The sequence below is a fragment of the Rhizobium sp. 21-4511-3d genome, assembly GCF_053522545.1.
The window spans coordinates 89,019-111,463 of the sequence record NZ_JBNWCF010000013.1 but is presented as its reverse complement, the minus strand read 5'-3'; the positions used below and the strand labels follow the sequence as shown (position 1 = coordinate 111,463).

Genomic DNA, 22,445 nt, shown 5'->3' with positions numbered 1-22,445 from the left:
TCCGTGCCGCTATGAAACGCCTTTGACTGATTATAGGACGTGTAGCGGCGCCTCCATCTACGCCGTAAAGCTGCACCCTGTCAGTCTCTCGCTGAGTGCCCAGAGCTTGTCGGCCGCCTGCGAATCGCAGGCCCAGGGCCAGACGCCGGTCGGCCCGCTATGACCTTCTGGAACCAGCGGAGAGATGTCGCAGTCTTCGCAATAGACGCCGCCCCGGCCATCGAGCTTCTGGCTCGTTGCGCACCAGACGGAGGTCGCCGCACCCTCCTCGACATTCTTGAAGCTGCGCTGGCTTTCCTCGCTGACATCCATCCCGCCATCGGCATGCCGGGTAATGCCGAAGGCCTTGAAGTCATCATCGGTCAGATGGCGGACCAGATCGGTGATGATCGCGCCGGGATGGACCGAGAAGGCCCGCACACCGGACGCCTTGCCGCGTTCGTCGAGACCGACGGCGAAGAGCGCGTTGGCGGTCTTCGATTGGCCGTAGGCCTTCCACTTGTCGTATGCTCGTTTCTCGAAGTTCGGATCTTCGAAATCGACGGGAGCGAACCGGTGACCGCGCGACGACACCGCGACCACGCGCGCACCCTTGGCCTTCGCCAGGGCAGGCCAGAGCCGGGCTGTAAGCTGGAAATGGCCGAGGTGATTGCCAGAGAACTGAACCTCATAGCCACGGCCGTCACGCGTCAGCGGCGACGCCATGACACCGGCACTATTGATCAGCATGTGAAGCGGCCGTTCGCTCGCAAGGAAGCCTTCCGCGAAGCGGTCGATTGCTTCAGGATCGAGAAGGTCGAGCGGCGCGAGCTCGACGCGGGCAATACCGGCGAGATTGGCTTCCGCCTTGTCGCGCGTCCTGACGGGAACGACGACCGTCGCTCCGGCCTCGCTGAGCGCCCGCGTCGTCTCCACGCCGATGCCGGAATAGCTGCCGGTGACGATGGCGATCTTGCCGCGCAGATCGATCCCGGCAATCACCTCGCGTGCCGTGCTCTTGGCGTTGAATCCCGAATGAATAGGCTGCTGTTCAGTCGTCACAGGTAAGCTCCTTCTGCAAACACAGCCGGATATAGATTGCGGTTCCGGGATGATCCATGTAACAAAGTTCCGATTTCTTGCTTGATCGTTCAGATATGGATCCGCTCTCCGATATCCTCGCCCTGCTGCAGCCGAAAAGCGTCGAGACCTACGGTGTCGTCTCGGGCGGCGACTGGGCGCTCGACTTTCCGCGCCGCTATGAGGGCATCAAGTTTGGTGCTGTCGCCCGCGGCGGCTGCTGGCTGCGCGTCTCCGGCGAGCCGCAGCCCTTCAAGCTGGAGGAGGGCGATTGCTACCTGCTGACCGGCCAGCCCTATTGGCTCGGAACCGACCTCGAGCTCCCTGGTACCGATGCCCGCACGATCTTCGTCGATCTGAAAACCCGCGTCGCGCAGCATGGACCGCATGACGACACGTTCCTGGTTGGCGGCCGTCTGATGTTCGATGCCAGCCATCAGGTGTTGCTGACAGGCGCCCTGCCGGCGGTGATGCATATTCCGGCTGCTGCCGACGAGGCGGAAACGCTGCGCTGGACGCTGAAGCAGCTGGCAAAGGAACTCACCGAGATGCGCCCCGGCGGCGCGCTGATGTCGGAGCATCTCGGCCACATCCTGTTCGTCAACGCCCTGCGCCTGCATATGGCAAGCGAAGGCGAGGGGGCGCCTGGCTGGCTGAAGGGGCTAAACGATCCGCGGATCGGCAAGGCTCTGAGGGCGGTTCATGCCGAGCCGGCGCGCCGCTGGACGCTGGAGCAGCTCGCCGGCGAAGCCGGCATGTCGCGAACGGCCTTCGCGCTGCATTTCAAGGCACTGGTCGGCTGGTCACCGCTCGATTATCTGCTGCGCTGGCGCATGCGGCTTGCAGCCCGCGCTTTGCTCTCACCCGAGCGCGCGCGGCTTGCGGAAATCGCCCTGTCGGTCGGCTACGAGTCCGAGAGCGCCTTCAGCGCCGCTTTCAAGCGGGCGATGGGCTGTGCCCCCAAGCATTATCAGAGCCGCATCCGGCAGCCAGTTTGAGGCAACAAAAAAGCCGGTGGGAGCGCCACCGGCTTTCGATTGTCGGATGAGCACTGGCTCAGCCCTCGAAGAATTCCTTCATCCGGGCAAAGAAGCCCGTCGACTCAGGATTGTTCTCCTTGGAGGAGAGCTGCTCGAACTCCTGCAGCAGCTCGCGCTGGCGCTTGGAGAGCTTCTGAGGCGTCTCGATCTGGATCTGGATGTAGAGGTCACCCGTCTGGCTGGAGCGCAGCACAGGCATGCCCTTGCCCTTGAGGCGGAACTGCTTGCCGGCCTGCGTTCCCTCGGGAACGGTGACCCGCGATTTCGTCCCGTCGAGCGTCGCTACGTCGAAGGTGCCACCGAGCGCGGCCGTCGTCATCGAGATCGGCACGGCGCAATAGAGGTCCGCTCCGTCGCGCTGATAGAACTCATGCGGCTTGACCGACAGGAAGATATAGAGGTCGCCCGCCGGGCCACCGCGCGTTCCTGCCTCGCCTTCGCCCTGCAGACGAATACGGGTGCCGTCTTCGATACCAGCCGGGATGTTGACCGAGAGCGAGCGCTCTTCCGTCACGCGGCCCTGGCCATGGCACTTGGTGCACGGGTCGGGAATGATCGTGCCGCGGCCGTGGCAGGTCGGGCAGGTCCGCTCGATCGAGAAGAAGCCCTGTGCAGCGCGCACGCGGCCGGAACCCTGGCAGGTGCCGCAGGTCTTCGGCTGCGTGCCTGGCTTGGCACCCGAACCGGAACAGACGTCGCAGGTGATCGAGGTCGGAACCCGGATCTGCGCCGTTTTGCCGGAGAAGGATTCTTCCAGCGAGATTTCCATGTTGTAGCGAAGATCGGCGCCGCGTTCGCGACCGCCCGAAGAGCGCTGCCGTCCGCGGCCGCCACCCATCATCTCGCCGAAAATGTCTTCGAAGATGTCGGAGAAGCCGCCACCGCCGGCAAATCCGCCGCCGCCACCCGGCCCCATGCCGCCATGTTCGAAGGCTGCGTGACCATAGCGATCATAGGCCGCGCGTTTCTGCGGGTCCTTGAGCGTCTCGTAAGCTTCGTTGATTTCCTTGAACTTGACTTCGGCGCTCTTATCGTCCGGGTTCTTGTCCGGATGATACTTCATTGCCAATTTGCGGAAGGCGCTTTTCAGCTCTTTCTCATCCGCCGTTTTGGCGACGCCCAGAGTTTCGTAAAAGTCCGCTTTTGCCAATTTAAACCCCGAAAATGGATTTCCGGCTGCCGTTAGGCAGCCGGATCACACTGGTGAGCATAACCGCTTTGCCGCGGCTTACGCGGACTTTTTGCGGTCGTCGTCTTTGACTTCTTCGTAGTCGGCATCGACGACATTGTCATCGCCTGCAGACGCATCAGCCGTGCCGGCTTCGGCCTGCTGCGCTTCGTAGATAGCCTGACCGAGCTTCATCGACACTTCCATGAGCGTCTGGGTCTTTGCCTTGATGTCTTCGGCGTCCGGCTCGGTAGCCTCGATCGAGGACTTCAGGGCAGCGATCGCGTCGGAGATTGCGGTGCGGTCGGCTTCGGAAACTTTGTCACCGTAATCCTTGAGCGACTTTTCCGTCGAGTGAACAAGGCTTTCGGCCTGGTTCTTGGCTTCTACGGCTTCGCGGCGCTTCTTGTCGGCTTCGGCATTGGCTTCAGCGTCCTTGACCATCTTCTCGATGTCGGCGTCAGACAGACCACCGGAAGCCTGGATACGGATCTGCTGTTCCTTGCCGGTACCCTTGTCCTTGGCCGAAACCTGCACGATGCCGTTCGCGTCGATGTCGAAGGTGACTTCGATCTGTGGAACGCCACGCGGTGCCGGCGGCAGGCCAACAAGGTCGAACTGGCCAAGCAGCTTGTTGTCCTGTGCCATTTCGCGCTCGCCCTGCGAAACGCGGATGGTGACGGCCTGCTGGTTGTCGTCGGCGGTCGAGAAGGTCTGGCTCTTCTTCGTCGGGATCGTGGTGTTACGCTCGATCAGACGGGTGAAGACGCCACCGAGGGTCTCGATGCCGAGAGACAGCGGGGTAACGTCGAGAAGCAGAACGTCCTTGACGTCGCCCTGGAGAACGCCGGCCTGGATGGCGGCGCCGAGTGCGACGACTTCATCCGGGTTGACGCCCTTGTGCGGCTCCTTGCCGAACAGCTGCTTGACGACTTCCTGCACCTTCGGCATGCGGCTCATGCCGCCGACCAGAACGACTTCGTCGATTTCGGCCGCGGTGACGCCGGCATCCTTGAGGGCTGCCCTGCACGGAGCGACGGTGCGCTGGACGAGATCGTCGACCAGGCTTTCCAGCTTGGCGCGCGTCAGCTTCAGCGTCAGGTGCTTCGGACCGGAAGCGTCAGCCGTGATGAACGGCAGGTTGATTTCGGTCTGCTGCGAGGACGACAGTTCGATCTTCGCCTTTTCGGCAGCTTCCTTGAGGCGCTGCAGAGCGAGCTTGTCGTTCTTCAGGTCGATGCCCTGGTCCTTCTTGAACTCGGTAACGAGATATTCGACGAGGCGCATGTCGAAGTCTTCACCGCCGAGGAAGGTGTCGCCGTTCGTCGACTTCACTTCGAAGACGCCGTCGCCGATTTCCAGAACGGAGATATCGAACGTGCCGCCGCCAAGGTCGTAAACGGCGATCGTCTTGCCGTCCTTCTTGTCGAGGCCGTAAGCGAGTGCAGCAGCCGTCGGCTCGTTGATGATGCGGAGCACTTCGAGACCAGCGATACGGCCGGCATCCTTGGTTGCCTGGCGCTGCGCGTCGTTGAAGTAGGCCGGAACGGTGATGACGGCCTTCTCGACCTTTTCACCGAGGTAGGATTCAGCGGTTTCCTTCATCTTCTGAAGGATCATCGCGGAGATCTGAGCGGGCGAGTAGCCCTTGTTCTGAGCTTCGACCCACGCGTCGCCGTTATCGCCCTTGGCGATCTTGAAAGGAACGAGGCTCTTGTCCTTTTCAACGGTCGGATCATCGTAGCGGCGGCCGATGAGGCGCTTTACTGCGAAGAGCGTGTTGGTGGGGTTGGTGACTGCCTGGCGCTTTGCCGGCTGGCCAACGAGGCGTTCGCCGTCATCGGAGAATGCCACCATGGAAGGGGTCGTACGCGCGCCTTCCGCATTTTCAATGACCTTTGCGTCCTTGCCGTCCATGACAGCGACGCAGGAATTTGTCGTTCCGAGGTCGATACCAATTACTTTTGCCATGTCATTTACTCCTTGAAGCAAGCTGTCGGAACCCTTGGTAAGGCATTTCCCTGACAGCCCCTTACGGGATGGGGGTCTTCGAACTAACGCAATCGTGATTGCGGTGATGCGGCGTATATAAGGAGCGGTTTTCTGGACTGCAAGGCGAGAAATAGCCCGAAATCCAGCAAAACGAGCGTGTTGCCTTCAATTTTTACAGTAGCCGGAAAACAAAGGTTTTCAGGCGCAAGGCAGCGTAACTGCGCGTTGCAGATCGTCCTTTTCTGGCTCTACTGTCCCATGATCAGATCAAGCAGCGTCGTGCGCTTCGGCTGGCCCTGATGGACCGGCTGGCCCTGGCCGACATCGCCGGGCGGAACATCGCCGTCATAGCCGTCGTCCGGGCCGATATCGCCCGGCGGCATCGGGCCACCGGCAGTCTGCTGTTGCTGCACGGGTGCTGGCGGATATTGCTCTGCCGAGCCACCACCGAAGACGCCGGAAATGATGCCGCCGATCGTCGACGGCTGTTCCTGCATCGGCTGCGGTTCGCCGTTCTGGGCCATCGGTTGGTTGCCGATCGTATTGGGATCGGTGACGAACTGGCCGTTGCCGAACAGCGGCGCGGGCGACAGCCCCTTATGGGCGGCGATCATGAATTCCTGCCAGGCCTTGGCCGGAAGCCCGCCGCCGGTCACCTTCTTCATAGGCGTGCCGTCGTCATTGCCGAACCAGACACCTGTCGTCAGGTTGCTGGTAAAGCCGACGAACAATGCGTCGCGCGAGTTCTGCGTTGTGCCGGTCTTGCCGGCTGCCTGCCAGCCGGGAATCCTGGCGCTGCGCCCTGTGCCGAATTCGATTGTGCCCATCATCATCGCGTTCATGTTGGCGGCGATGGTCTCGGAAAGCACCCGCGGCGGATTGTCGTAGGTGTTCTCGTAGAGCACCTTGCCCTCGGCGGTCGTCACGCGGCGGATGACATGCGGCGTCGCCTTGTAGCCGCCGTTCATGAAGGCGGCGTAGGAGGCTGTCAGCTCTTCCAGCGATACTTCCGAGGTGCCGAGCGCGATCGAGGCATTCGGCTGCAGCTCGCTCTCGATGCCGAGCCGGTGGGCGAGCTTGATCACCTGATCCGGGCCGTCATACATGACGAGCTGGGCCGCGACCGTGTTCAGCGATTTCGCCAGCGCCGTCGCGAGCGTTACCTCGCCATTGTATTTCTTCTCGTAATTCTCCGGCGTCCAGTTGCCGATGCGGATCGGTGCGTCGTTGAAGACGGAAGCAGGCGTCAGGCCCTTCTCGAGTGCCGCCGCATAGACGAACGGCTTGAAGGACGAGCCCGGCTGGCGCTTGGCCTTGACCGCGCGGTTGAACTGGCTTTCCGCATAGTCCTTGCCGCCGACAAGCGCCCGGATCGCACCGGTGCCGTCGATCGAAACGAGGGCAGCCTGCGACGCCGCCAGCTTCACGCCCTCCTTGGAGAGGATGTCGTTCAGCGCCTGATCTGCCTTCTTTTCCAGGCCCTTGTCGATCGTCGTGTCGACGATCACGTCTTCCTTGACGTCGCCGCCGATCAGTCCCGGCAGCTCATCCATCACCATGTCGGCGACATATTGCCCGGCGCCCGACCAATAGCTCTTGGCCTTGGCAGGGGTCTGCGTCATCGCGGTTTTGACTTCGTCGTCGGTGATATAGCCCTGATCGCGCATCGCCTGCAGCACCACCTGGGCGCGGGCATTGGCGGCTTCCGGATCGCGCGCCGGGGAGAGCCGCGTCGGCGCCTTGACCAGACCGGCAAGCAGCGCTGCCTCGCCAAGGTTCACATCACGGGCCGATTTGTTGAAATAGCGGCGGGCAGCGGCCTCAACGCCATAGGCGTTCGAACCGAAATAGACGCGGTTCAGATACATCGCAAGGATCTGATCCTTGCTGTATTTCTGCTCCAGCCAGAAGGAGAGCAGGACTTCCTGCACCTTGCGTTCCAGTGTTCTGTCCGGCGACAGGAAGAGGTTCTTCGCAAGCTGTTGCGTCAGCGTCGAGCCACCCTGGATCGGCTGACCGGTCAGGTTGTTGACGAAGGCGCGGGCAAGGCCCATCGGATCGACGCCGAAATGCGAATAGAAGCGCCGGTCCTCGATCGCCACGATCGCCTGCGGAATGTAGGGCGACATCTGCTCGAGCGGCAGCGCTTCGCCGCCGGTGGCGCCGCGATTGGCAATGACGCTGCCATCAACCGAGGTGATCTTGACGTTCGGTGGCCGTTCCGGGATCGACCAGCTGCTGGCGCTCGGCATGCGCGAGCCATAGTAGAAGACCACGCCGGCAAGGCCGATGCCCGCCCAGATGCCGAGCACGATGCACCAGTAGATCATCCGGCGCAGCAGAGCGAAGAGGCCGCCGCCCTCGCGTTCAGGCGGCTCGCGCCGGTCGCGGCGCTTGCGCTCCGGAGCGCGGTTTCGGGATGATGATTTCGGTGGCGGGGCGGTGCGTCTCGCGCCACGGCGGCCGTCGATGCGGTCTTCGTCATCGAGCGCGAAATCGTCCTCGTCGTCTTCACGGCGCTCGCGGCCGCTGAAGGACGGTTCAATTCTGTCGCGTGATCTGCTTCTGCCTGCCATTCCGGACCGGTCGCACCCTCTGCCGCCCGCGCCAAATTCGCCGTCGCGGAGCTACCCGATTGAATTGTAATTACGGCGATTTAAGGGGGCGTTAACATTATTGGCGAAGGCGATTTGACGCGCCGGCAGCCCCCGCTTTTATGCATGGCTGCCATTCGTTGCGCATGTCACAAAACTGACATATATGCCGCCATGTTGCGCCCAAGAAAAAAGCAATAAGCGTAATGCATAGGCATTTTTGTTATGAGCATAGATCTCAATAGAATCGAAGAAACCCGTCTGCGGGAAATCTGGAGCGTCACCGAATTCGCTCGACAGTACCGCCTTACCAAGATGGAAGAGAGCCGTTTGAAGATGCTTCACGGCCCGTTCGCCGCCATGCGTGATCTCGTGTCGACGCATAAGAGCGTCGTTATCTGGTAATTTGGAACCTTTAGGCGTCCCGGCTGTTTCTTCTGCAGCGGGACAGCCCCTCACGTTCCGCTCATGATCGGCCGTCTCCCCTCAACACGCGCCGATCGAAATCAGGCCCGGTGTCTCCTTCGGAGCGCCGGGCTTTTTTCGTCTTCGCCATCAAGGAAAGAAGAAGGGCGGCATTTCTGCCGCCCTTCGGTTCAGTTGTTGCAGTTCGGATCGCCCGGTTGGCAGGTGCCGCGCGGCGGTCTGCGGCGATCATTCCCCTGATCGTTGTTGTTGCCGTCGCCGCGGCGGATGACGCGGGGACCGCCGTTGTCGTCGTTGCCCCGGCGCTCGAAATTGCCGCGGTCGCGGTTTCCGTCATTGTTGTCGCGGCGGAAGTCCTGCTGCTGATTGAATGGCGGACGGCGGTTCTGATCGCGATCGGCATCCTGCCTGCGGTTGTCGTTATCGCGGTTGAAGTCGCGCTGGCGGTCCTGATCGCGGTTGAAGTCGGGACGGCGAAGCGCATCGGGGCGCCTGTCGAAATCCGGCCTCCGGTCGAAATCGGGACGCCGGTCAAAATCAGGACGGCGGTCGAAGTCCGGACGGCGATCGAAATCGCGTGGCGGCGGCGGACGGTAGAAATCCGGGCCACGGCGCCAGCGGTCACGGTCACGATAGAAATCGCGATTGCGGTAGTAGCGGTCCCAATAGTTGCCGACGCTGAAGACGACGGTCGGGATGCCGAGCGGCCGGTAATACTCGGGGCCGACATAGACGCGGCGGCTCTGGTAGAGCGCCTGAACGTAACGGCCCGCGACCCAGCCGCGCCCGCCATAGAACTCGACGTCGCACCAGGGAACATCGGCCAGGCAGCCATGTATCTCGACGGATTCGCCGGCCGGGATTACGGCAACGGCGGGGTATCCGGTGCTCGGGCCAGCGCGCATGTTGACATTCGCCGTGGCGAAGCCCTCGGCCGCCTGTGCGATTGCGGGAGCGAGCAAAAGCATGCCTGCAGCCGCGATCTTGAGAAGGGTGTTTCTCACGTTTCAACTCCCTAATTGGGCGCGGCAAAACCGTCGCCTGAAGTTTCTGCATCTGGCTTACTGCCAGCTTCAGACATAGCTAGAGCGCTTGCCGGCTTTTATCAGCCGGCGTTCATTCACTTTGTCTTTCAAAGACTTGTAGCTGTTGACCGATGAATGCAGGTTGAACGAGGAATGGTCCGGTTGCCTCTTGAAACGCCGGCGCTCGATACCGATATGGGGATCAACGGATAGCAGCCTGGAGACGGCAAACGGCGCAAGACGCCAGCGGTTTCCGGTCCCGACAGGCGGAACGCCTTTAATGGTTTGTTAACCTTTCGGGATCAGTCTGGCTGCAATATCTGCTTCCTCCTTGACCACGGATGTACTGGCACCGAAGCGAAGCAGATGACGAAAGGCCGGTTTTCGCCGGCCTTTTTGTCTGTCTGGATGGCGCGCGCTCTTTCGAGCTGCGCGCCTTTTCTGTCTCAGGCGAGCGCCTCAAGGATACGCACCCAGGAACGGATGCCCTTGTGATAGGAGGCGAGCTCGTACTTCTCGTTCGGCGAATGAATGCGGTCGTCGGCAAGGCCGAAACCGACGAGGAGCGATTCCATGCCGAGCATCTTCTGGAAATCACCGACGATCGGGATCGATCCGCCCATGCCGATGACGACGGCCGGCTTCGGCCATTCGTCCGAGAGCGCGTTCTTCGCCTTGGTGATGACCGGCGAATCGTAGGACAGGTGGATTGCCGGCGAGGCGCCGTGCGGATGAAACTCGACTGAGCAATCGGCCGGGATCTTCGAGCGGATATAGGCACGGAAGCTTTCGCGGATCGCCGCCGGATCCTGCTTGCCGACGAGGCGGAACGAGATCTTCGCCGAGGCCTTGGCCGCGATCACGGTCTTGAAGCCTTCGCCGGTATAGCCGCCCCAGATGCCGTTCACTTCTGCCGTCGGCCGCGCCCAGGTGAGCTCGAGAACCGAGCGGCCCTTTTCGCCCGACGGTACCGAGAGGCCGACCTGGCCGAGGAAGGTTTCCGCCGTCTGGCCGAGCTTTTCCCAGGATGCCTTGATATTGGCAGGCGTCTCCTCGACGCCTTCGTAGAAGTTTTCGAGCGTGATGTGGCCCGTCTGGTCGTGCAGGCCGGCAAGCGCTTCCGTCAGGATATGGATCGGGTTTGCAGCGGCACCGCCGAACAGGCCGGAATGCAGGTCGCGGTCGGCGGCGGTGATAACTACCTCTTCGCCGACCAGACCGCGAAGGGCGGCGGCGATCGCCGGGGTCTCGTGATCCCACATGCTGGTATCGCAGACGAGCGCGTAATCGGCCTTCAGCTCGGCAGCATTGGCTTCGAGGAACGGCTTCAGCGACGGCGAACCGGATTCTTCTTCACCTTCGAACAGGATCGTTACGCGGCAGGGAAGCGCGCCGTTGATTTCCTTGTAGGCGCGGCAGGCCTCGACGAAGGTCATCAGCTGGCCCTTGTCGTCAGCCGTGCCACGGCCCGTCAGGATTTTGCGGCCGTTTCCGGCATCCTTGATCGCAGGTTCGAACGGGTCGTTTTCCCAAAGCTCGATCGGGTCGACTGGCTGCACGTCGTAGTGACCGTAAAACAGCACATGCGGCGCATCCGCCGTCGCGCCGGCGTGATGAGCGACCACCATCGGGTGGCCGGGCGTATCGCGCACCGAGGCCTCGAAGCCGAGCGTCTTGAGGTAGGCCGTCAGCCATTCGGCCGCCTTGCGGCAATCCGCCTTATAGGCCGGATCTGTCGAGATCGACTTGATCCGCAGGAGTTCAAACAGCTTTTCGAGGCTTGAATTGAGATTTTGGTCGGCGCGCGAAAGCACCGGGGTGACGTCAGTCATTTCCGACTCCTCTTGAAATTTCGGCCGGACGATAGACCAAAGACCGGGCGGTTTCGAGGAGAAAAAAGACCCTGCCTGCGCGCCCTTCGAGGAAAGGCGCGGCTTCAGGCATATGTGTCCTATATCGAGTAAATCGCGAAACAGAAACTGCTAATGCAATTTACGGTTATTTAGCAAACGCAACCTAGTTTGGCTGGAAACAGGGTGAGGTGGCCGATGTTTTCAGTGATCGCTTGCATCAGGGATTATCACGATTGGCGCCTGGTCGGCGCTGCAGCCGTCGTCTGCCTGGTCGGCAGTCTCGCCACCATGTTACTCCTCTCCAGGGCGCAGGAATGCGACGCCGGCCAGCGGCGCGTCTGGATCGGTGCATCCGCCTTCGCCTGCGGCATCGGCATCTGGGCGACGCATTTCATTGCCATGCTGGCTTATGACGGCGGCCTGCCGATCAGCTACGGCCTGTGGCTCACCAGTCTCTCGGTCGTCTTGGCGATCGCCGGCTCCTGGGGCGCCATCCTCATCGCTTCGGAAGGCACCAGCGGTTATTCCTTTGCTTCCGGCGGCGTGCTGATGGCGCTGGCGATTGCCGCCATGCACCTGACGGGCATGCAGGCGATCGAGGCGCAGGCAACGATCGAATATGATCCCTATGTCACGCTCGCCGCCGTTTTGTCGGGTGCCGCGCTCGCCGCACTCGCCTTCTTCGCCTTCTTCAAGTTCAGCGGCACCAGGCGGATCGTCGCCTCGTCGCTGATCTTCGTTCTTTCGATCTGCGCCCTGCATTTCACCTCGATGAGCGGCATCGTGCTGGTGCCCGATCCCACCAAGGACGTTGCCGGCATGGCGATTGCCACCGACGTGCTGGCAGCCGTCGTCATGGCCGTCTCGACCGCGCTGATCCTCGTCGCGCTCGGCGCTGTCTTCCTCGAAAGCCATCTGACCGATCTGCGCGGCCTTGCGAACGCCTCGCTCGAAGGCCTGCTGATCCTGCGCGACGGCCGGATCATCGATGCCAACGAGCGCTTTCAGGAACTGTCCGGCTGGAAGTTTGCCGAGCTGCAGGGCAACGTCCCGGATATCGTCCTCATCCCGCACGGCACTGGAGACGACGGTCACCGCGAGATGCTGCTGATTGCGCGGGATGAGACTGAAATCTCTGTCGAGGTTGCCGCAAAGAAGATCGTCTATCGCGGCCGCGGCTGCGAGGTTCTTGTCATCCGCGATCTCACCGAGCGAAAACGCGCCGAAGAGATGATCGAACATCTCGCCCATCACGACGTGCTGACAGATCTGCCGAACCGCTCGCTCTTCGATACCCGCATACGTCAGGCGTTGCAGGTGGCGCATCGTAAGCGCGGCCAGGTCGCCGTCTTCTGCCTCGATCTCGACCGGTTCAAGGCGGTGAACGATATCTTCGGCCATGCCGAAGGCGACCGCATCCTCTGCAAGGTGGCGGCGATCCTCAAGCGCTGCGCCGCCGATGGCGAAACGGTTGCCCGCCTGGGCGGTGATGAGTTCGCTATCATCCAGCCGGGCAAGCAGCCGGAAGCGGCCCGCAGGCTTGCAAGCCGCATTCTCGATGAATTCACCGCCGCCATGGATACCGCACGCGACCCGACCGCCGTCGGCGTCAGCATGGGCATTGCGCTCTACCCGTCCGACGGCAAGTCGGCCGAAGATCTCTGCAACAATGCCGATACCGCTCTTTACCGCGTCAAGCATGCCGGCCGCGGCAGCGCCTGCTTCTTCGATGCCGAGATGGACGAAGCGGTGCGCGCCCGCCGCCAGATCGAGAATGATCTGCGCCACGCCATCATTCGCAACCAGATCCATGTCAGCTACCAGCCGATCATCGACACCAAGACCGATCAGATCAGCGGCTACGAGGCGCTGATGCGCTGGAACCGGCCGGGACATGGCATGAGTGAGCCGAACATCTTCATCCCGATCGCCGAGGAGAGCGGCACGATCGTGCAGCTCGGCGAGTGGATCCTCCGGCAGGCCTGCACCGAGGCAGCGCGCTGGCCCGATCCGCTATCGATAGCCGTCAATGTATCTCCGGTGCAGTTCATGCTGCCCAATCTCTATGATCAGATAGCCGGCATTCTTGCCGAGACGGCGCTGGTGCCGCAGCGGTTGGAACTTGAGATCACCGAGGCCGCATTGGTGCGCGATCGCGCCCGGGTGATGGCAACGCTCGTCAGGCTGCGCGAGCTCGGCGTGCGCATCGTCATGGACGACTTCGGCACCGGCTTCTCCTCGCTCAGCAACCTCAGGACCTTCCCTTTCGACAAGATCAAGGTGGATCGCAGCTTCACCGGCGCGCTGGAACATGATGCCGCGGCGCGCTCCATCGTCCGTGCCATCATCGGTCTCGGCCATAGCCTCGGCATGCCCGTGGTCACCGAAGGCGTCGAGACCGAGGTGCAGCGCCGGATCGTCATGGAAGAGGGCTGCGCCCAGGTCCAGGGCCTGCTGCTCGGCAAGCCGGATATCGAGCCGAGCATCAAGCAGGCGGCGCGTGACAGCTATCTCTCGGCCCATGCGGGAACAGAGGTGCTGAAGCTCCAGCGGACCACCGCCCGTCAGAGCTGACGTCAGATTTTCTTGGCGTTTTCCAGAAGCCGGCGGATGTATTCCAGCATCAGCTCGCGTTCGAAGGTCTTGAAGCCGTCGAACAGGGCGAGATCCGCTTCGCGGGCCGTATCGACGGCCTCGTCCTGCATCGCCTGCGCCTTCGGCGTCAGGAAGATCAGCTGTGCTCGCTTGTCGCTTGGGTGAGGGCGCCGCTCGATCAGACCGTCGCGCACCATGCGCGACAGCGTGTTCGCCATGGTCGCCTGCTCGATGTCCACACGCTCCAGAAGCTGCTTCTGAGTAAGTCCGTCTTCGGCCCAGAGTTCGAGCAGGATCGGAAACTGTCCGGGCGAAAAGCCGAGCCGCCCCGCGCGCTGTTGCAGCGAGCGGGCAAAACCCTTCGCCAGCTGACTGGCAAGGTAGGCTCCCGAATCCATCCGATTAAATCCCATGATTGTAGTTAGGCCCAAAAGCCGGACTGAAACAATGCAACAAATCGCATGCGATGGATCAAAAGTGGCCTTTTTGCTTCAGATTTATCCATTGATACAGAAAACAAAGCCGCCATGGTCAGGAGGTGGACCATGGCGGCTCAAAAATGGGGACAAAGGCCTGGAGAGGGGGATAAGGCCTTTGTCCAAGTTTGATGCGGCGGGGGACAAGCCGGTCACCAAACCCTCGGCGCGATCAAACGCCGGTGACTCTGAATTGTGATCCGGAATGTGGTTTTTCAAGGGAAGGCGAATAAGCCGCCGATTACAAATTGGTAACAGTTCGGTGAAGGGCTGAATCCGAAACGCAACAGAACTTTATATGGATTTCGCGAGGCCTCCACGCTATCCATGCTGCCATGAAAAAAGGCGATCATCTCTTCCTCGTAGACGGCTCGGGCTTCATCTTTCGCGCATTCCATGCGCTGCCGCCGTTGACCCGCAAATCAGACGGTCTGCCGGTGGGCGCCGTCTCCGGTTTCTGCAACATGCTGTGGAAGCTTCTGACGGATGCGCGCGACACGTCCGTGGGCGTCACGCCGACGCATCTGGCCGTTATCTTCGACTATTCCTCGAAGACCTTCCGCAAAGATCTCTATGATGCCTACAAGGCGAACCGCTCGGCGCCGCCCGAGGAGCTGATCCCACAGTTCGGGCTGATCCGCGAGGCAACGCGCGCCTTCAATCTGCCCTGCATCGAGACCGAAGGTTTCGAGGCTGACGATATCATCGCCACCTACGCCCGTCAGGCTGAAGCGATCGGCGCCGATGTCACCATCGTCTCCTCGGACAAGGACCTGATGCAGCTGGTGACGGCGAATGTCCACATGTACGATAGCATGAAGGACAAGCAGATCAGCATTCCTGACGTCATCGAGAAATGGGGCGTGCCGCCGGAAAAGATGATCGATCTGCAGGCGATGACCGGCGATTCCGTCGACAATGTGCCGGGAATTCCCGGCATCGGTCCGAAGACCGCAGCCTCGCTGCTCGCCGAGTATGGCGACCTCGACACGCTTCTCGAGCGCGCCCACGAGATCAAGCAGGAAAAGCGCCGTCAGACGATCATGGAGAATGCCGACAAGGCGCGTCTTTCCCGTGAGCTCGTCCGTCTGCGTCTCGACGTTCCTTTGGAGCTTAAGGTTGAGGATCTCATCCTCGAGCCGCAGAACGGCCCGAAGCTGATCGGCTTCCTGAAGGCCATGCAGTTCACCACGCTGACGCGCCGTGTCGCCGAAGCCTGCGAATGCGACGCCAGCGCTATCGACGCGACGGATGTCCAGGTCGAATGGGGCGACAAGGCCCATGGTCCAGATCTCGATGCGGCCGAACCCGCGCCCGTCGCCGGTGGCATTCCCGAGGTTGCCGGCGCTGCCGTGCCGGTGCCCGCGAAGGCCAAGGCTGCCGCCGTCGAAGGCAGCTTCGTGCCTGAAGATCTCGCCGCACAGCGCGCTGCCGCCTTCGCATCGCTGCCCTTCGATCATTCGACCTATCTGACGATCCGCGATCTCGCGACGCTCGATCAGTGGATCGCCGCCGCCCGTGAAACCGGCCTCGTCGCCTTCGACACCGAGACGACCTCGCTTGATGCGATGCAGGCGGAGCTCGTCGGCTTCTCGCTGGCGATTGCCGACAATGCCAAGGATCCGACCGGCGTGTCGATCCGCGCCGCCTACGTGCCGATCGGCCACAAGACCGGCTTCGGCGATCTCCTGGGCGGCGGGCTCGCCGAAAACCAGATCCCCATGCGCGACGCGCTTCCGCGGCTGAAGGCGCTACTTGAGGATGAATCGGTCCTGAAGGTCGCCCAGAACCTCAAGTACGATTACCTGCTGATGAAGCGCTACGGCGTCGAGACGAAGAATTTCGACGACACGATGCTGATCTCCTATGTACTCGACGCAGGTACCGGCGCGCACGGTTTGGACCCGCTGTCCGAAAAGTTCCTCGGCCACAAGCCGATCGCCTATAAGGACGTTGCCGGAAGCGGCAAGTCGAACGTCACCTTCGATCTCGTCGATATCGGCAAGGCGACGCATTATGCGGCTGAAGACGCCGATGTGACGCTACGGCTCTGGATGGTGCTGAAGCCACGGCTCGCGGCCAACAAGCTGACGACGATCTATGAACGCCTGGAACGCCCGCTGCTGCCGGTGCTCGCCAATATGGAAGAGCGCGGCATCACCGTCGACCGGCAAATCCTGTCGCGTCTCTCCGGCGAGCTGGCACAAGGTGCCGCGCGTCTCGAAGACGAGATCTTCACGCTCGCCGGTGAGCGCTTCACCATCGGCTCGCCGAAGCAGCTCGGCGATATCCTGTTCGGCAAGATGGGCCTAGAAGGCGGCACCAAGACCAAGACCGGCCAGTGGTCGACCTCGGCAAGTGTCCTCGAAGACTTGGCCGCTGCCGGTTTCGAACTGCCGCGCAAGATCGTCGACTGGCGTCAGCTCACCAAGCTGAAATCGACTTATACCGATGCCTTGCCGGGATATGTCCACCCGCAGACGAAGCGCGTGCACACCTCCTATTCGCTGGCCTCCACCACGACCGGCCGCCTTTCGTCGTCGGAACCGAACCTCCAGAACATTCCGGTTCGCACCGCCGAAGGCCGCAAGATCCGCACCGCCTTTATATCGACGCCCGGCCACAAGCTGATCTCGGCCGACTACAGCCAGATCGAGCTGCGCGTGCTCGCCCACGTTGCCGATATCCCGCAGCTGACACAGGCCTTCGCCGATGGTGTCGACATTCACGCGATGACGGCCTCGGAAATGTTTGGTGTTCCCGTCGAGGGCATGCCGAGCGAAGTGCGCCGCCGCGCCAAGGCGATCAACTTCGGCATCATCTACGGTATTTCCGCCTTCGGTCTGGCGAACCAGCTGTCGATTGAGCGCTCGGAAGCAGGCGATTACATCAAGAAGTATTTCGAGCGTTTCCCCGGCATCCGCGATTACATGGACAGCCGCAAGCAGATGGCGCGCGACAAGGGTTACGTAGAGACGATCTTCGGCCGGCGAATCAACTATCCGGAAATCCGTTCCTCGAATCCCTCCGTCCGCGCTTTCAATGAACGCGCTGCGATCAACGCGCCGATCCAGGGCTCGGCCGCCGATGTCATCCGCCGCGCCATGATCAAGATGGAACCGGCGCTTGCCGAGGCCGGTATTGGCGATCGCGTGCGCATGCTGCTGCAGGTCCACGACGAACTGATCTTCGAAGTCGAGGATGCAGAGGTTGAAAAGGCCATGCCGATCATCGTCTCGGTCATGGAAAACGCCACCATGCCGGCGCTCGAAATGCGCGTTCCGCTCAAGGTTGATGCGCGCGCGGCAAGCAACTGGGACGAAGCGCACTGAGCGCTTCGTCCAACTTTCCCGAAGATTTTTCTTAAAGAGACAAGTATCTGATTTCGCTCGATTAAGGGCGAAATGCCTGCGCAATTTTAGTGCCGACGGAAGGAACTTATTAACCTTCATTTTCTAATCCGTTCAGGTCGGTAATTTGAGTGAGCAGCAGGTCGTATGCGTTTTCCCAGAACGAACTTGACGGATGCCGCGGAGTTTTCCGCGGAAGTTGACGTGCATGACGCTGAAGAGGGCGCAGGCGAGCGCCCGTCGGCGCCGATCTGGCAGAGCAATTTTTCCCTGGCGCCGAACGTCCGGTTCACCCGCACGCCGGAAAACCTGTTGCGCCGTACCCCACCCGAAATCCCGCAGCTGGATGAGCCCGCGCCATACATGGACGAGGCGCCTATCGCTGCCGAGAGCCGCACGCCGATCGTCGTCGACGTACCCTTCGACGCCCACACTCACGCGCCGCAGACCGCGCCCGTCGTCCGCACGCCGGTGCCGCCTGTTGTTGCCCGCGTCCCGGTTCAGCCCACCCGGGCGCCGCTGCTGCCGATCGTCCGCACACCGGTCCAGCCCGTCGCACCTGTTCAGGTCGCATCGCTCCCCGAAGCGCCTGCCGCGGCTGAGCCGTATCATGCTGCCGGTGAACTCGCGTCGATTTCGGATTTCGCCTTCTGGGAAGTCATGGCTTTCGAAGATGGCGCCGTGCCTGCCGCGCCGCAGTTCCAGCCGGTTCCGATGCCGAGGGTCGAGGTATCGCCCGAGTCGATCATCGCCAGTTTCCGTGTCATGGAATGGCACCCGCACCGGCGCATCGAGACGGCCCCGGTCGTCGCTCCAATCGCAGTTGCACCGGCGCCCGTCGCTGCAGCACCGCAGCCTGTCGCGCACGCCCCCGTGGTCGCTCCGCCCGTGGCAAAGCCGGTTGAGGCCGCCGCGCCCGCGCTGCAGCCAGTGCCGGTAGAAGCCCGCACGCAGCCGATTGCACCGATCCCGGTCCGCACGCCTGCCGTCGCGCCCGTGACGATGCCGGCGCCGCGTCTTGCCGCTGCAAAGCCCGTAGCTGCCAAGGTCGACGCATCCGGCTACGAATTCCCGCCGAACGAACTGCTGCAGCAACCGCCCGAGCGCTTGGGCGAGATCATGACGCAGGAAGCGCTGGAACAGAATGCCGGCCTGCTGGAAAGCGTTCTCGAAGACTTCGGCATCAAGGGCGAGATCATCCATGTCCGCCCGGGTCCTGTCGTCACGCTCTATGAATTCGAGCCTGCACCGGGCGTGAAGTCCTCGCGCGTCATCGGCCTTGCGGATGACATCGCCCGCTCGATGTCGGCCCTTTCGGCCCGTGTCGCCGTCGTTCCCGGCCGCAACGTCATCGGTATCGAACTGCCGAACCAGACGCGCGAGACCGTCTATTTCCGCGAGATGATCGAAAGCCAGGATTTTGCCAAGAGCAGCTACAAGCTGGCGCTCGGCCTCGGCAAGACGATCGGCGGCGAGCCTGTCATCGCCGAGCTCGCGAAGATGCCGCATCTGCTCGTTGCCGGTACCACCGGTTCGGGCAAGTCGGTCGCCATCAACACGATGATCCTGTCGCTGCTCTACCGCATGTCGCCGGAACAGTGCCGCCTGATCATGGTCGATCCGAAGATGCTGGAGCTCTCCGTCTATGACGGCATCCCGCACCTGCTGACCCCTGTCGTGACAGACCCCAAGAAGGCCGTCATGGCGCTGAAATGGGCCGTTCGCGAGATGGAAGAGCGCTATCGCAAGATGTCGCGCCTCGGCGTGCGCAATATCGACGGCTATAACGGCCGCGTGGCGCAGGCCCGCGAGAAGGATGAGACGATCCACATCATGGTCCCCGTCGGTTTCGACAAGGGCACCGGTGCGCCGATCGAGGAGCAGCAGGAACTCGACCTGACGCCGATGCCTTATATCGTCGTCATCGTCGACGAGATGGCCGACCTGATGATGGTCGCCGGCAAGGATATCGAAGGCGCGATCCAGCGTCTGGCGCAGATGGCGCGTGCCGCCGGCATCCACCTGATCATGGCCACCCAGCGCCCCTCGGTCGATGTCATCACCGGCACGATCAAGGCGAACTTCCCGACTCGCATCTCCTTCCAGGTGACCTCGAAGATCGACAGCCGCACGATCCTTGGCGAACAGGGTGCCGAACAGCTGCTTGGCCAGGGCGACATGCTGCATATGCAAGGCGGCGGCCGCATCGCCCGCGTCCACGGCCCCTTCGTCTCCGACCTCGAAGTCGAGAAGGTCGTGGCACACCTGAAGACCCAGGGCCGTCCGGAATATCTGGATACGGTCACGGCAGGTGACGAGGACGAAGAGGAAGCCGAAGACAGCGCCGTCTTCGACAAGAGCGCCATGGGCGCCGAAGATGGCGACGAGCTCTACCAGCAGGCGGTCAAGGTCGTCCTGCGCGACAAGAAGTGCTCGACCTCCTACATCCAGCGCCGCCTCGGCATCGGCTACAACCGCGCCGCATCGCTCGTCGAACGCATGGAAAAGGAAGGCCTCGTCGGCCCGGCAAACCATGTCGGCAAGCGCGAAATCGTTTCGGCCCGGAACGAGGGCGAATAAAGATCAGGGTTTGAGGGGGAAGCCTCTCAAACCCTAAAGCTGCGCCAGCCGCACCGTCTCGCGAACGAATTCCGTCTTGCCGCCGGTATAATAATCCCAGTCGTCATTGGCCTCGCTCATCAGCCGCAGCTTCAGTGCGGCATAGGCATTGGCCCGTTCGGGATGGGTCCTGAGATAGTCGCGAAACAGGATGCGGTCGCGGAGCACACGATTGTCTGCCGTGCAGAGATAGAGCCGGGAGCCGTAGGTCTTGCCGCTGGTAAAGGTCCAGCTCTCATCGCCGTACTTGTCGCCATGATAGGTGTAACCGGCAACGGTCTGCATCCGCTCGACCGCTGCGGCGACGGTCGCCAGATCCGCGAAGGCGGCATGCAGGTCGATCTTCGGCTTTGCGGCCAGATCTGGAACGGACGTGCTGCCGACATGGTGGAAAGCCGGCGCCAGTCCTGCAAAGACCGGCGCAAGCTCACTGCAGACCTGTGCGAAGAGTTCGGGCCATCTGTCATCATAAGGCAGGACGACGATGGCCATGATCTCTCCCCGTCAGGCGACTTCCGCCAGGAAACCGTTCATCGTGTCGATGATCTTGCGCTCGGCTTCGGCGAGCGACCCGCTATTGTCGAGATTGATCACGTCATAGTCGCCGCGCACCGTCAGCGAACCACGGGCGAGGCGGGCCATGATGTCTTCGTGCGTTTCGCGGCCACGCGCTTCCAGCCGGCCGGCGAGCACTTCCGGACGCGCCGTAACATTGATCACCTTCAGCCGCGGGAAAGCGGCGTGGAAGCGATGCAGCGCCGAGCGGGAGCCATTGGCGATCACCAGGTGCCCCTTCGACAGCGCGACCGATACCTCGGCCGGAATGCCGTATTTCAGGCCGTGCGCTTCCCACCAGACGGCGAAGCTGCCGGACTGTTCCATCGATGCGAATCCGGCTTCGGAAACGGCGAGATGATCCTCGCCGCCGGCATCGCCGTCACGGGTGATAACGCGGCGGACGAAGTGAACATTGGGGCGGCTGCCGAAATGCTGGGCCGCCAGCGCCATCAGCGTATCCTTGCCGGCGCCGCTCGGTCCGACGACGACGACCATGATGCCGTGTTCGGTGCCGGGAACGATGTGGGGTTCGTGCGACGGGTTCATGCGACACGGCGCCCTTCGCGCCAGACGGAACGCGTCACCGGAACGCCCTCGTCGCGGAATACGCGCACGAGATCGGCGCGCAGGCCGGTGGCGATGCGGCCGCGGTCGTCGAGGCTGACCGTGCGGGCCGGGGTCGAGGTGACCATGGCGATCGCCTTCGGCAGCGAGATGGATTCGACCTCGTCGGCGATGATGAACGGCGCATAGAGCAGGCTGAGCGGCACGTAGTCGGACGAGAGAACATCGAGAACGCCACGCTCGGCGAGATCACGGGCAGCGATATTGCCGGAATGCGACTTGCCGCGCACGATGTTCGGCGCGCCCATCAGAACGCTCATGCCGTGCTCGTGCGAAGCCTTGGCGGCGTCGAAGCTGGTCGGGAATTCCGCCAGGCGAACACCGTTCTCGATCGCCTCGTCGACATGTTCCATGGTCGCGTCGTCATGGCTGGCAATGGTGATGCCGCGCTCGTTGCAGACCTTGGAAATGGCAATGCGGTGCGGGGTCGAGTTGCGGGCGGATTCGCCAAGGCGCTTCTCGATGAACTTGGCAAAGGCCTCGTCGGAGAGGCCGCGCTTCTTCTGGTAGTAGAAGATGTACTGGTCCATGGTCTGGAACTGACGCTGGCCCGGTGCATGGTCCATCAGCGAGACGAGGCGGACATAGGGATCGTTTTCAAAATCGGCGAAATGCTCAAGCACGTTGTCGGCCGAGACTTCGCAGCGCAGGTGCAGCAGGTGCTCGGCGCGCAGGCGGCCTTCCTGCTCGGCCTTCTGGATGGCGTCAGCCATACCGCGCATCTCGCCATGGTCGAAACCGCCGTCTTCATCGGCGCCCATGCGCAGGCAGTCGAAAACCGTAGTGATACCCGACGTGACGATCTGGGCGTCATGCGCCTGGATCGCCGCCGTCATGTTCCAGCGCAGGCCGGGGCGCGGCGAGTAGTGGCCTTCGAGGTGGTCGGTATGAAGCTCCACCAGACCCGGAATGAGGTAGTCGCCCTCAAAGTCTTCGCCGGCAGCCGAGTTGCCTTCGGAGATATCGGTGATCTTGCCGTCGCGGATCAGCAGGGAGCCGTTTACGATCTCGTCCTCGAGAACGATGCGTGCATTGGAAAAAACGGTTTCTTTGGTCATCGTGTCGT

General features: G+C 62.1%; 15 protein-coding genes. 4 read left to right on the top strand and 11 right to left on the bottom strand.

Annotated features, from left to right (window positions below):
• Positions 1-57: 57 nt before the first annotated feature.
• On the bottom strand, positions 58-1,041 hold the full coding sequence (locus tag ACQZ5H_RS25240; protein WP_449099283.1) for an oxidoreductase: 984 nt from the start codon (positions 1,039-1,041) through the stop codon (positions 58-60).
• 77 nt (positions 1,042-1,118) lie between these two features.
• Here ACQZ5H_RS25240 and ACQZ5H_RS25235 point away from each other — a divergent pair, with 77 nt between their 5' ends.
• On the top strand, positions 1,119-2,057 hold the full coding sequence (locus ACQZ5H_RS25235) for an AraC family transcriptional regulator (RefSeq protein ID WP_449099282.1): 939 nt from the start codon (positions 1,119-1,121) through the stop codon (positions 2,055-2,057).
• A 58-nt stretch (positions 2,058-2,115) separates the two neighbouring features.
• On the opposite strand, the gene dnaJ is transcribed toward ACQZ5H_RS25235, so the two are convergent.
• From dnaJ to ACQZ5H_RS25205, 6 genes are all read right to left on the bottom strand, one after another.
• The gene (gene dnaJ, locus ACQZ5H_RS25230) at positions 2,116-3,249 is read right to left on the bottom strand and encodes a molecular chaperone DnaJ (protein WP_112714168.1); all 1,134 of its coding nucleotides are present in this window, start codon (positions 3,247-3,249) and stop codon (positions 2,116-2,118) included.
• Between the two features lie 78 nt (positions 3,250-3,327).
• The gene (dnaK, locus tag ACQZ5H_RS25225; RefSeq protein WP_449099281.1) at positions 3,328-5,238 is read right to left on the bottom strand and encodes a molecular chaperone DnaK; all 1,911 of its coding nucleotides are present in this window, start codon (positions 5,236-5,238) and stop codon (positions 3,328-3,330) included.
• A 269-nt stretch (positions 5,239-5,507) separates the two neighbouring features.
• Positions 5,508-7,835: a PBP1A family penicillin-binding protein gene (locus ACQZ5H_RS25220; RefSeq protein WP_449099280.1), complete on the bottom strand. Its 2,328-nt coding sequence runs from the start codon at positions 7,833-7,835 to the stop codon at positions 5,508-5,510.
• 138 nt (positions 7,836-7,973) lie between these two features.
• The gene (locus ACQZ5H_RS25215) at positions 7,974-8,237 is read right to left on the bottom strand and encodes a hypothetical protein (RefSeq protein ID WP_413710703.1); all 264 of its coding nucleotides are present in this window, start codon (positions 8,235-8,237) and stop codon (positions 7,974-7,976) included.
• Between the two features lie 212 nt (positions 8,238-8,449).
• Positions 8,450-9,283: an SH3 domain-containing protein gene (locus ACQZ5H_RS25210; RefSeq protein WP_449099279.1), complete on the bottom strand. Its 834-nt coding sequence runs from the start codon at positions 9,281-9,283 to the stop codon at positions 8,450-8,452.
• Between the two features lie 467 nt (positions 9,284-9,750).
• A complete protein-coding gene (locus ACQZ5H_RS25205; protein WP_449099278.1) occupies positions 9,751-11,136 on the bottom strand; it encodes a dipeptidase in 1,386 nt (461 codons plus the stop codon).
• A gap of 216 nt (positions 11,137-11,352) precedes the next feature.
• Here ACQZ5H_RS25205 and ACQZ5H_RS25200 point away from each other — a divergent pair, with 216 nt between their 5' ends.
• A complete protein-coding gene (locus ACQZ5H_RS25200) occupies positions 11,353-13,731 on the top strand; it encodes a bifunctional diguanylate cyclase/phosphodiesterase (RefSeq protein ID WP_449099277.1) in 2,379 nt (792 codons plus the stop codon).
• Between the two features lie 2 nt (positions 13,732-13,733).
• On the opposite strand, the gene ACQZ5H_RS25195 is transcribed toward ACQZ5H_RS25200, so the two are convergent.
• Positions 13,734-14,150: a MarR family winged helix-turn-helix transcriptional regulator gene (locus ACQZ5H_RS25195; protein ID WP_112714154.1), complete on the bottom strand. Its 417-nt coding sequence runs from the start codon at positions 14,148-14,150 to the stop codon at positions 13,734-13,736.
• A gap of 413 nt (positions 14,151-14,563) precedes the next feature.
• On the opposite strand from ACQZ5H_RS25195, the gene polA reads away from it, so the two are divergent.
• Positions 14,564-17,560 carry a DNA polymerase I gene (polA, locus tag ACQZ5H_RS25190; protein ID WP_449099276.1) on the top strand — a complete coding sequence of 999 codons (2,997 nt, stop codon included), beginning with the start codon at positions 14,564-14,566 and terminating at the stop codon, positions 17,558-17,560.
• Positions 17,561-17,725: 165 nt separating this feature from the next.
• The gene (locus tag ACQZ5H_RS25185; RefSeq protein ID WP_449099275.1) at positions 17,726-20,158 is read left to right on the top strand and encodes a DNA translocase FtsK; all 2,433 of its coding nucleotides are present in this window, start codon (positions 17,726-17,728) and stop codon (positions 20,156-20,158) included.
• Between the two features lie 33 nt (positions 20,159-20,191).
• Here the strand turns inward: ACQZ5H_RS25185 and ACQZ5H_RS25180 are convergent, their stop codons facing one another.
• The 3 genes from ACQZ5H_RS25180 to ACQZ5H_RS25170 are packed head-to-tail and all read right to left on the bottom strand — an operon-like array spanning position 20,192 to position 22,437.
• Positions 20,192-20,689, bottom strand: coding sequence for a GrpB family protein (locus ACQZ5H_RS25180; protein WP_449099274.1), 498 nt, complete (start codon positions 20,687-20,689; stop codon positions 20,192-20,194).
• A 12-nt stretch (positions 20,690-20,701) separates the two neighbouring features.
• Positions 20,702-21,301 carry a phosphonate metabolism protein/1,5-bisphosphokinase (PRPP-forming) PhnN gene (phnN, locus tag ACQZ5H_RS25175; RefSeq protein WP_130279371.1) on the bottom strand — a complete coding sequence of 200 codons (600 nt, stop codon included), beginning with the start codon at positions 21,299-21,301 and terminating at the stop codon, positions 20,702-20,704.
• Complete coding sequence (locus ACQZ5H_RS25170; RefSeq protein WP_449099273.1) at positions 21,298-22,437, bottom strand: alpha-D-ribose 1-methylphosphonate 5-triphosphate diphosphatase; 1,140 nt, start codon at positions 22,435-22,437, stop codon at positions 21,298-21,300. Before ACQZ5H_RS25170 ends, phnN begins: the two co-directional genes overlap by 4 nt.
• Positions 22,438-22,445 lie beyond the last annotated feature (8 nt).

Bases quoted from the DNA above. Each gene is read 5' to 3' on its own strand.
- dnaK (WP_449099281.1), bottom strand. From the start codon at position 5,238: ATGGCAAAAGTAATTGGTATCGACCTCGGAACGACAAATTCCTGCGTC.
- ACQZ5H_RS25220 (WP_449099280.1), bottom strand. From the start codon at position 7,835: ATGGCAGGCAGAAGCAGATCACGCGACAGAATTGAACCGTCCTTCAGC.
- ACQZ5H_RS25215 (WP_413710703.1), bottom strand. From the start codon at position 8,237: ATGCGTCGACACGAGATCACGCATGGCGGCGAACGGGCCGTGAAGCAT.
- ACQZ5H_RS25205 (WP_449099278.1), bottom strand. From the start codon at position 11,136: ATGACTGACGTCACCCCGGTGCTTTCGCGCGCCGACCAAAATCTCAAT.
- ACQZ5H_RS25200 (WP_449099277.1), top strand. From the start codon at position 11,353: ATGTTTTCAGTGATCGCTTGCATCAGGGATTATCACGATTGGCGCCTG.
- ACQZ5H_RS25195 (WP_112714154.1), bottom strand. From the start codon at position 14,150: ATGGATTCGGGAGCCTACCTTGCCAGTCAGCTGGCGAAGGGTTTTGCC.
- polA (WP_449099276.1), top strand. From the start codon at position 14,564: ATGAAAAAAGGCGATCATCTCTTCCTCGTAGACGGCTCGGGCTTCATC.
- ACQZ5H_RS25185 (WP_449099275.1), top strand. From the start codon at position 17,726: ATGCGTTTTCCCAGAACGAACTTGACGGATGCCGCGGAGTTTTCCGCG.
- ACQZ5H_RS25180 (WP_449099274.1), bottom strand. From the start codon at position 20,689: ATGGCCATCGTCGTCCTGCCTTATGATGACAGATGGCCCGAACTCTTC.
- phnN (WP_130279371.1), bottom strand. From the start codon at position 21,301: ATGAACCCGTCGCACGAACCCCACATCGTTCCCGGCACCGAACACGGC.
- ACQZ5H_RS25170 (WP_449099273.1), bottom strand. From the start codon at position 22,437: ATGACCAAAGAAACCGTTTTTTCCAATGCACGCATCGTTCTCGAGGAC.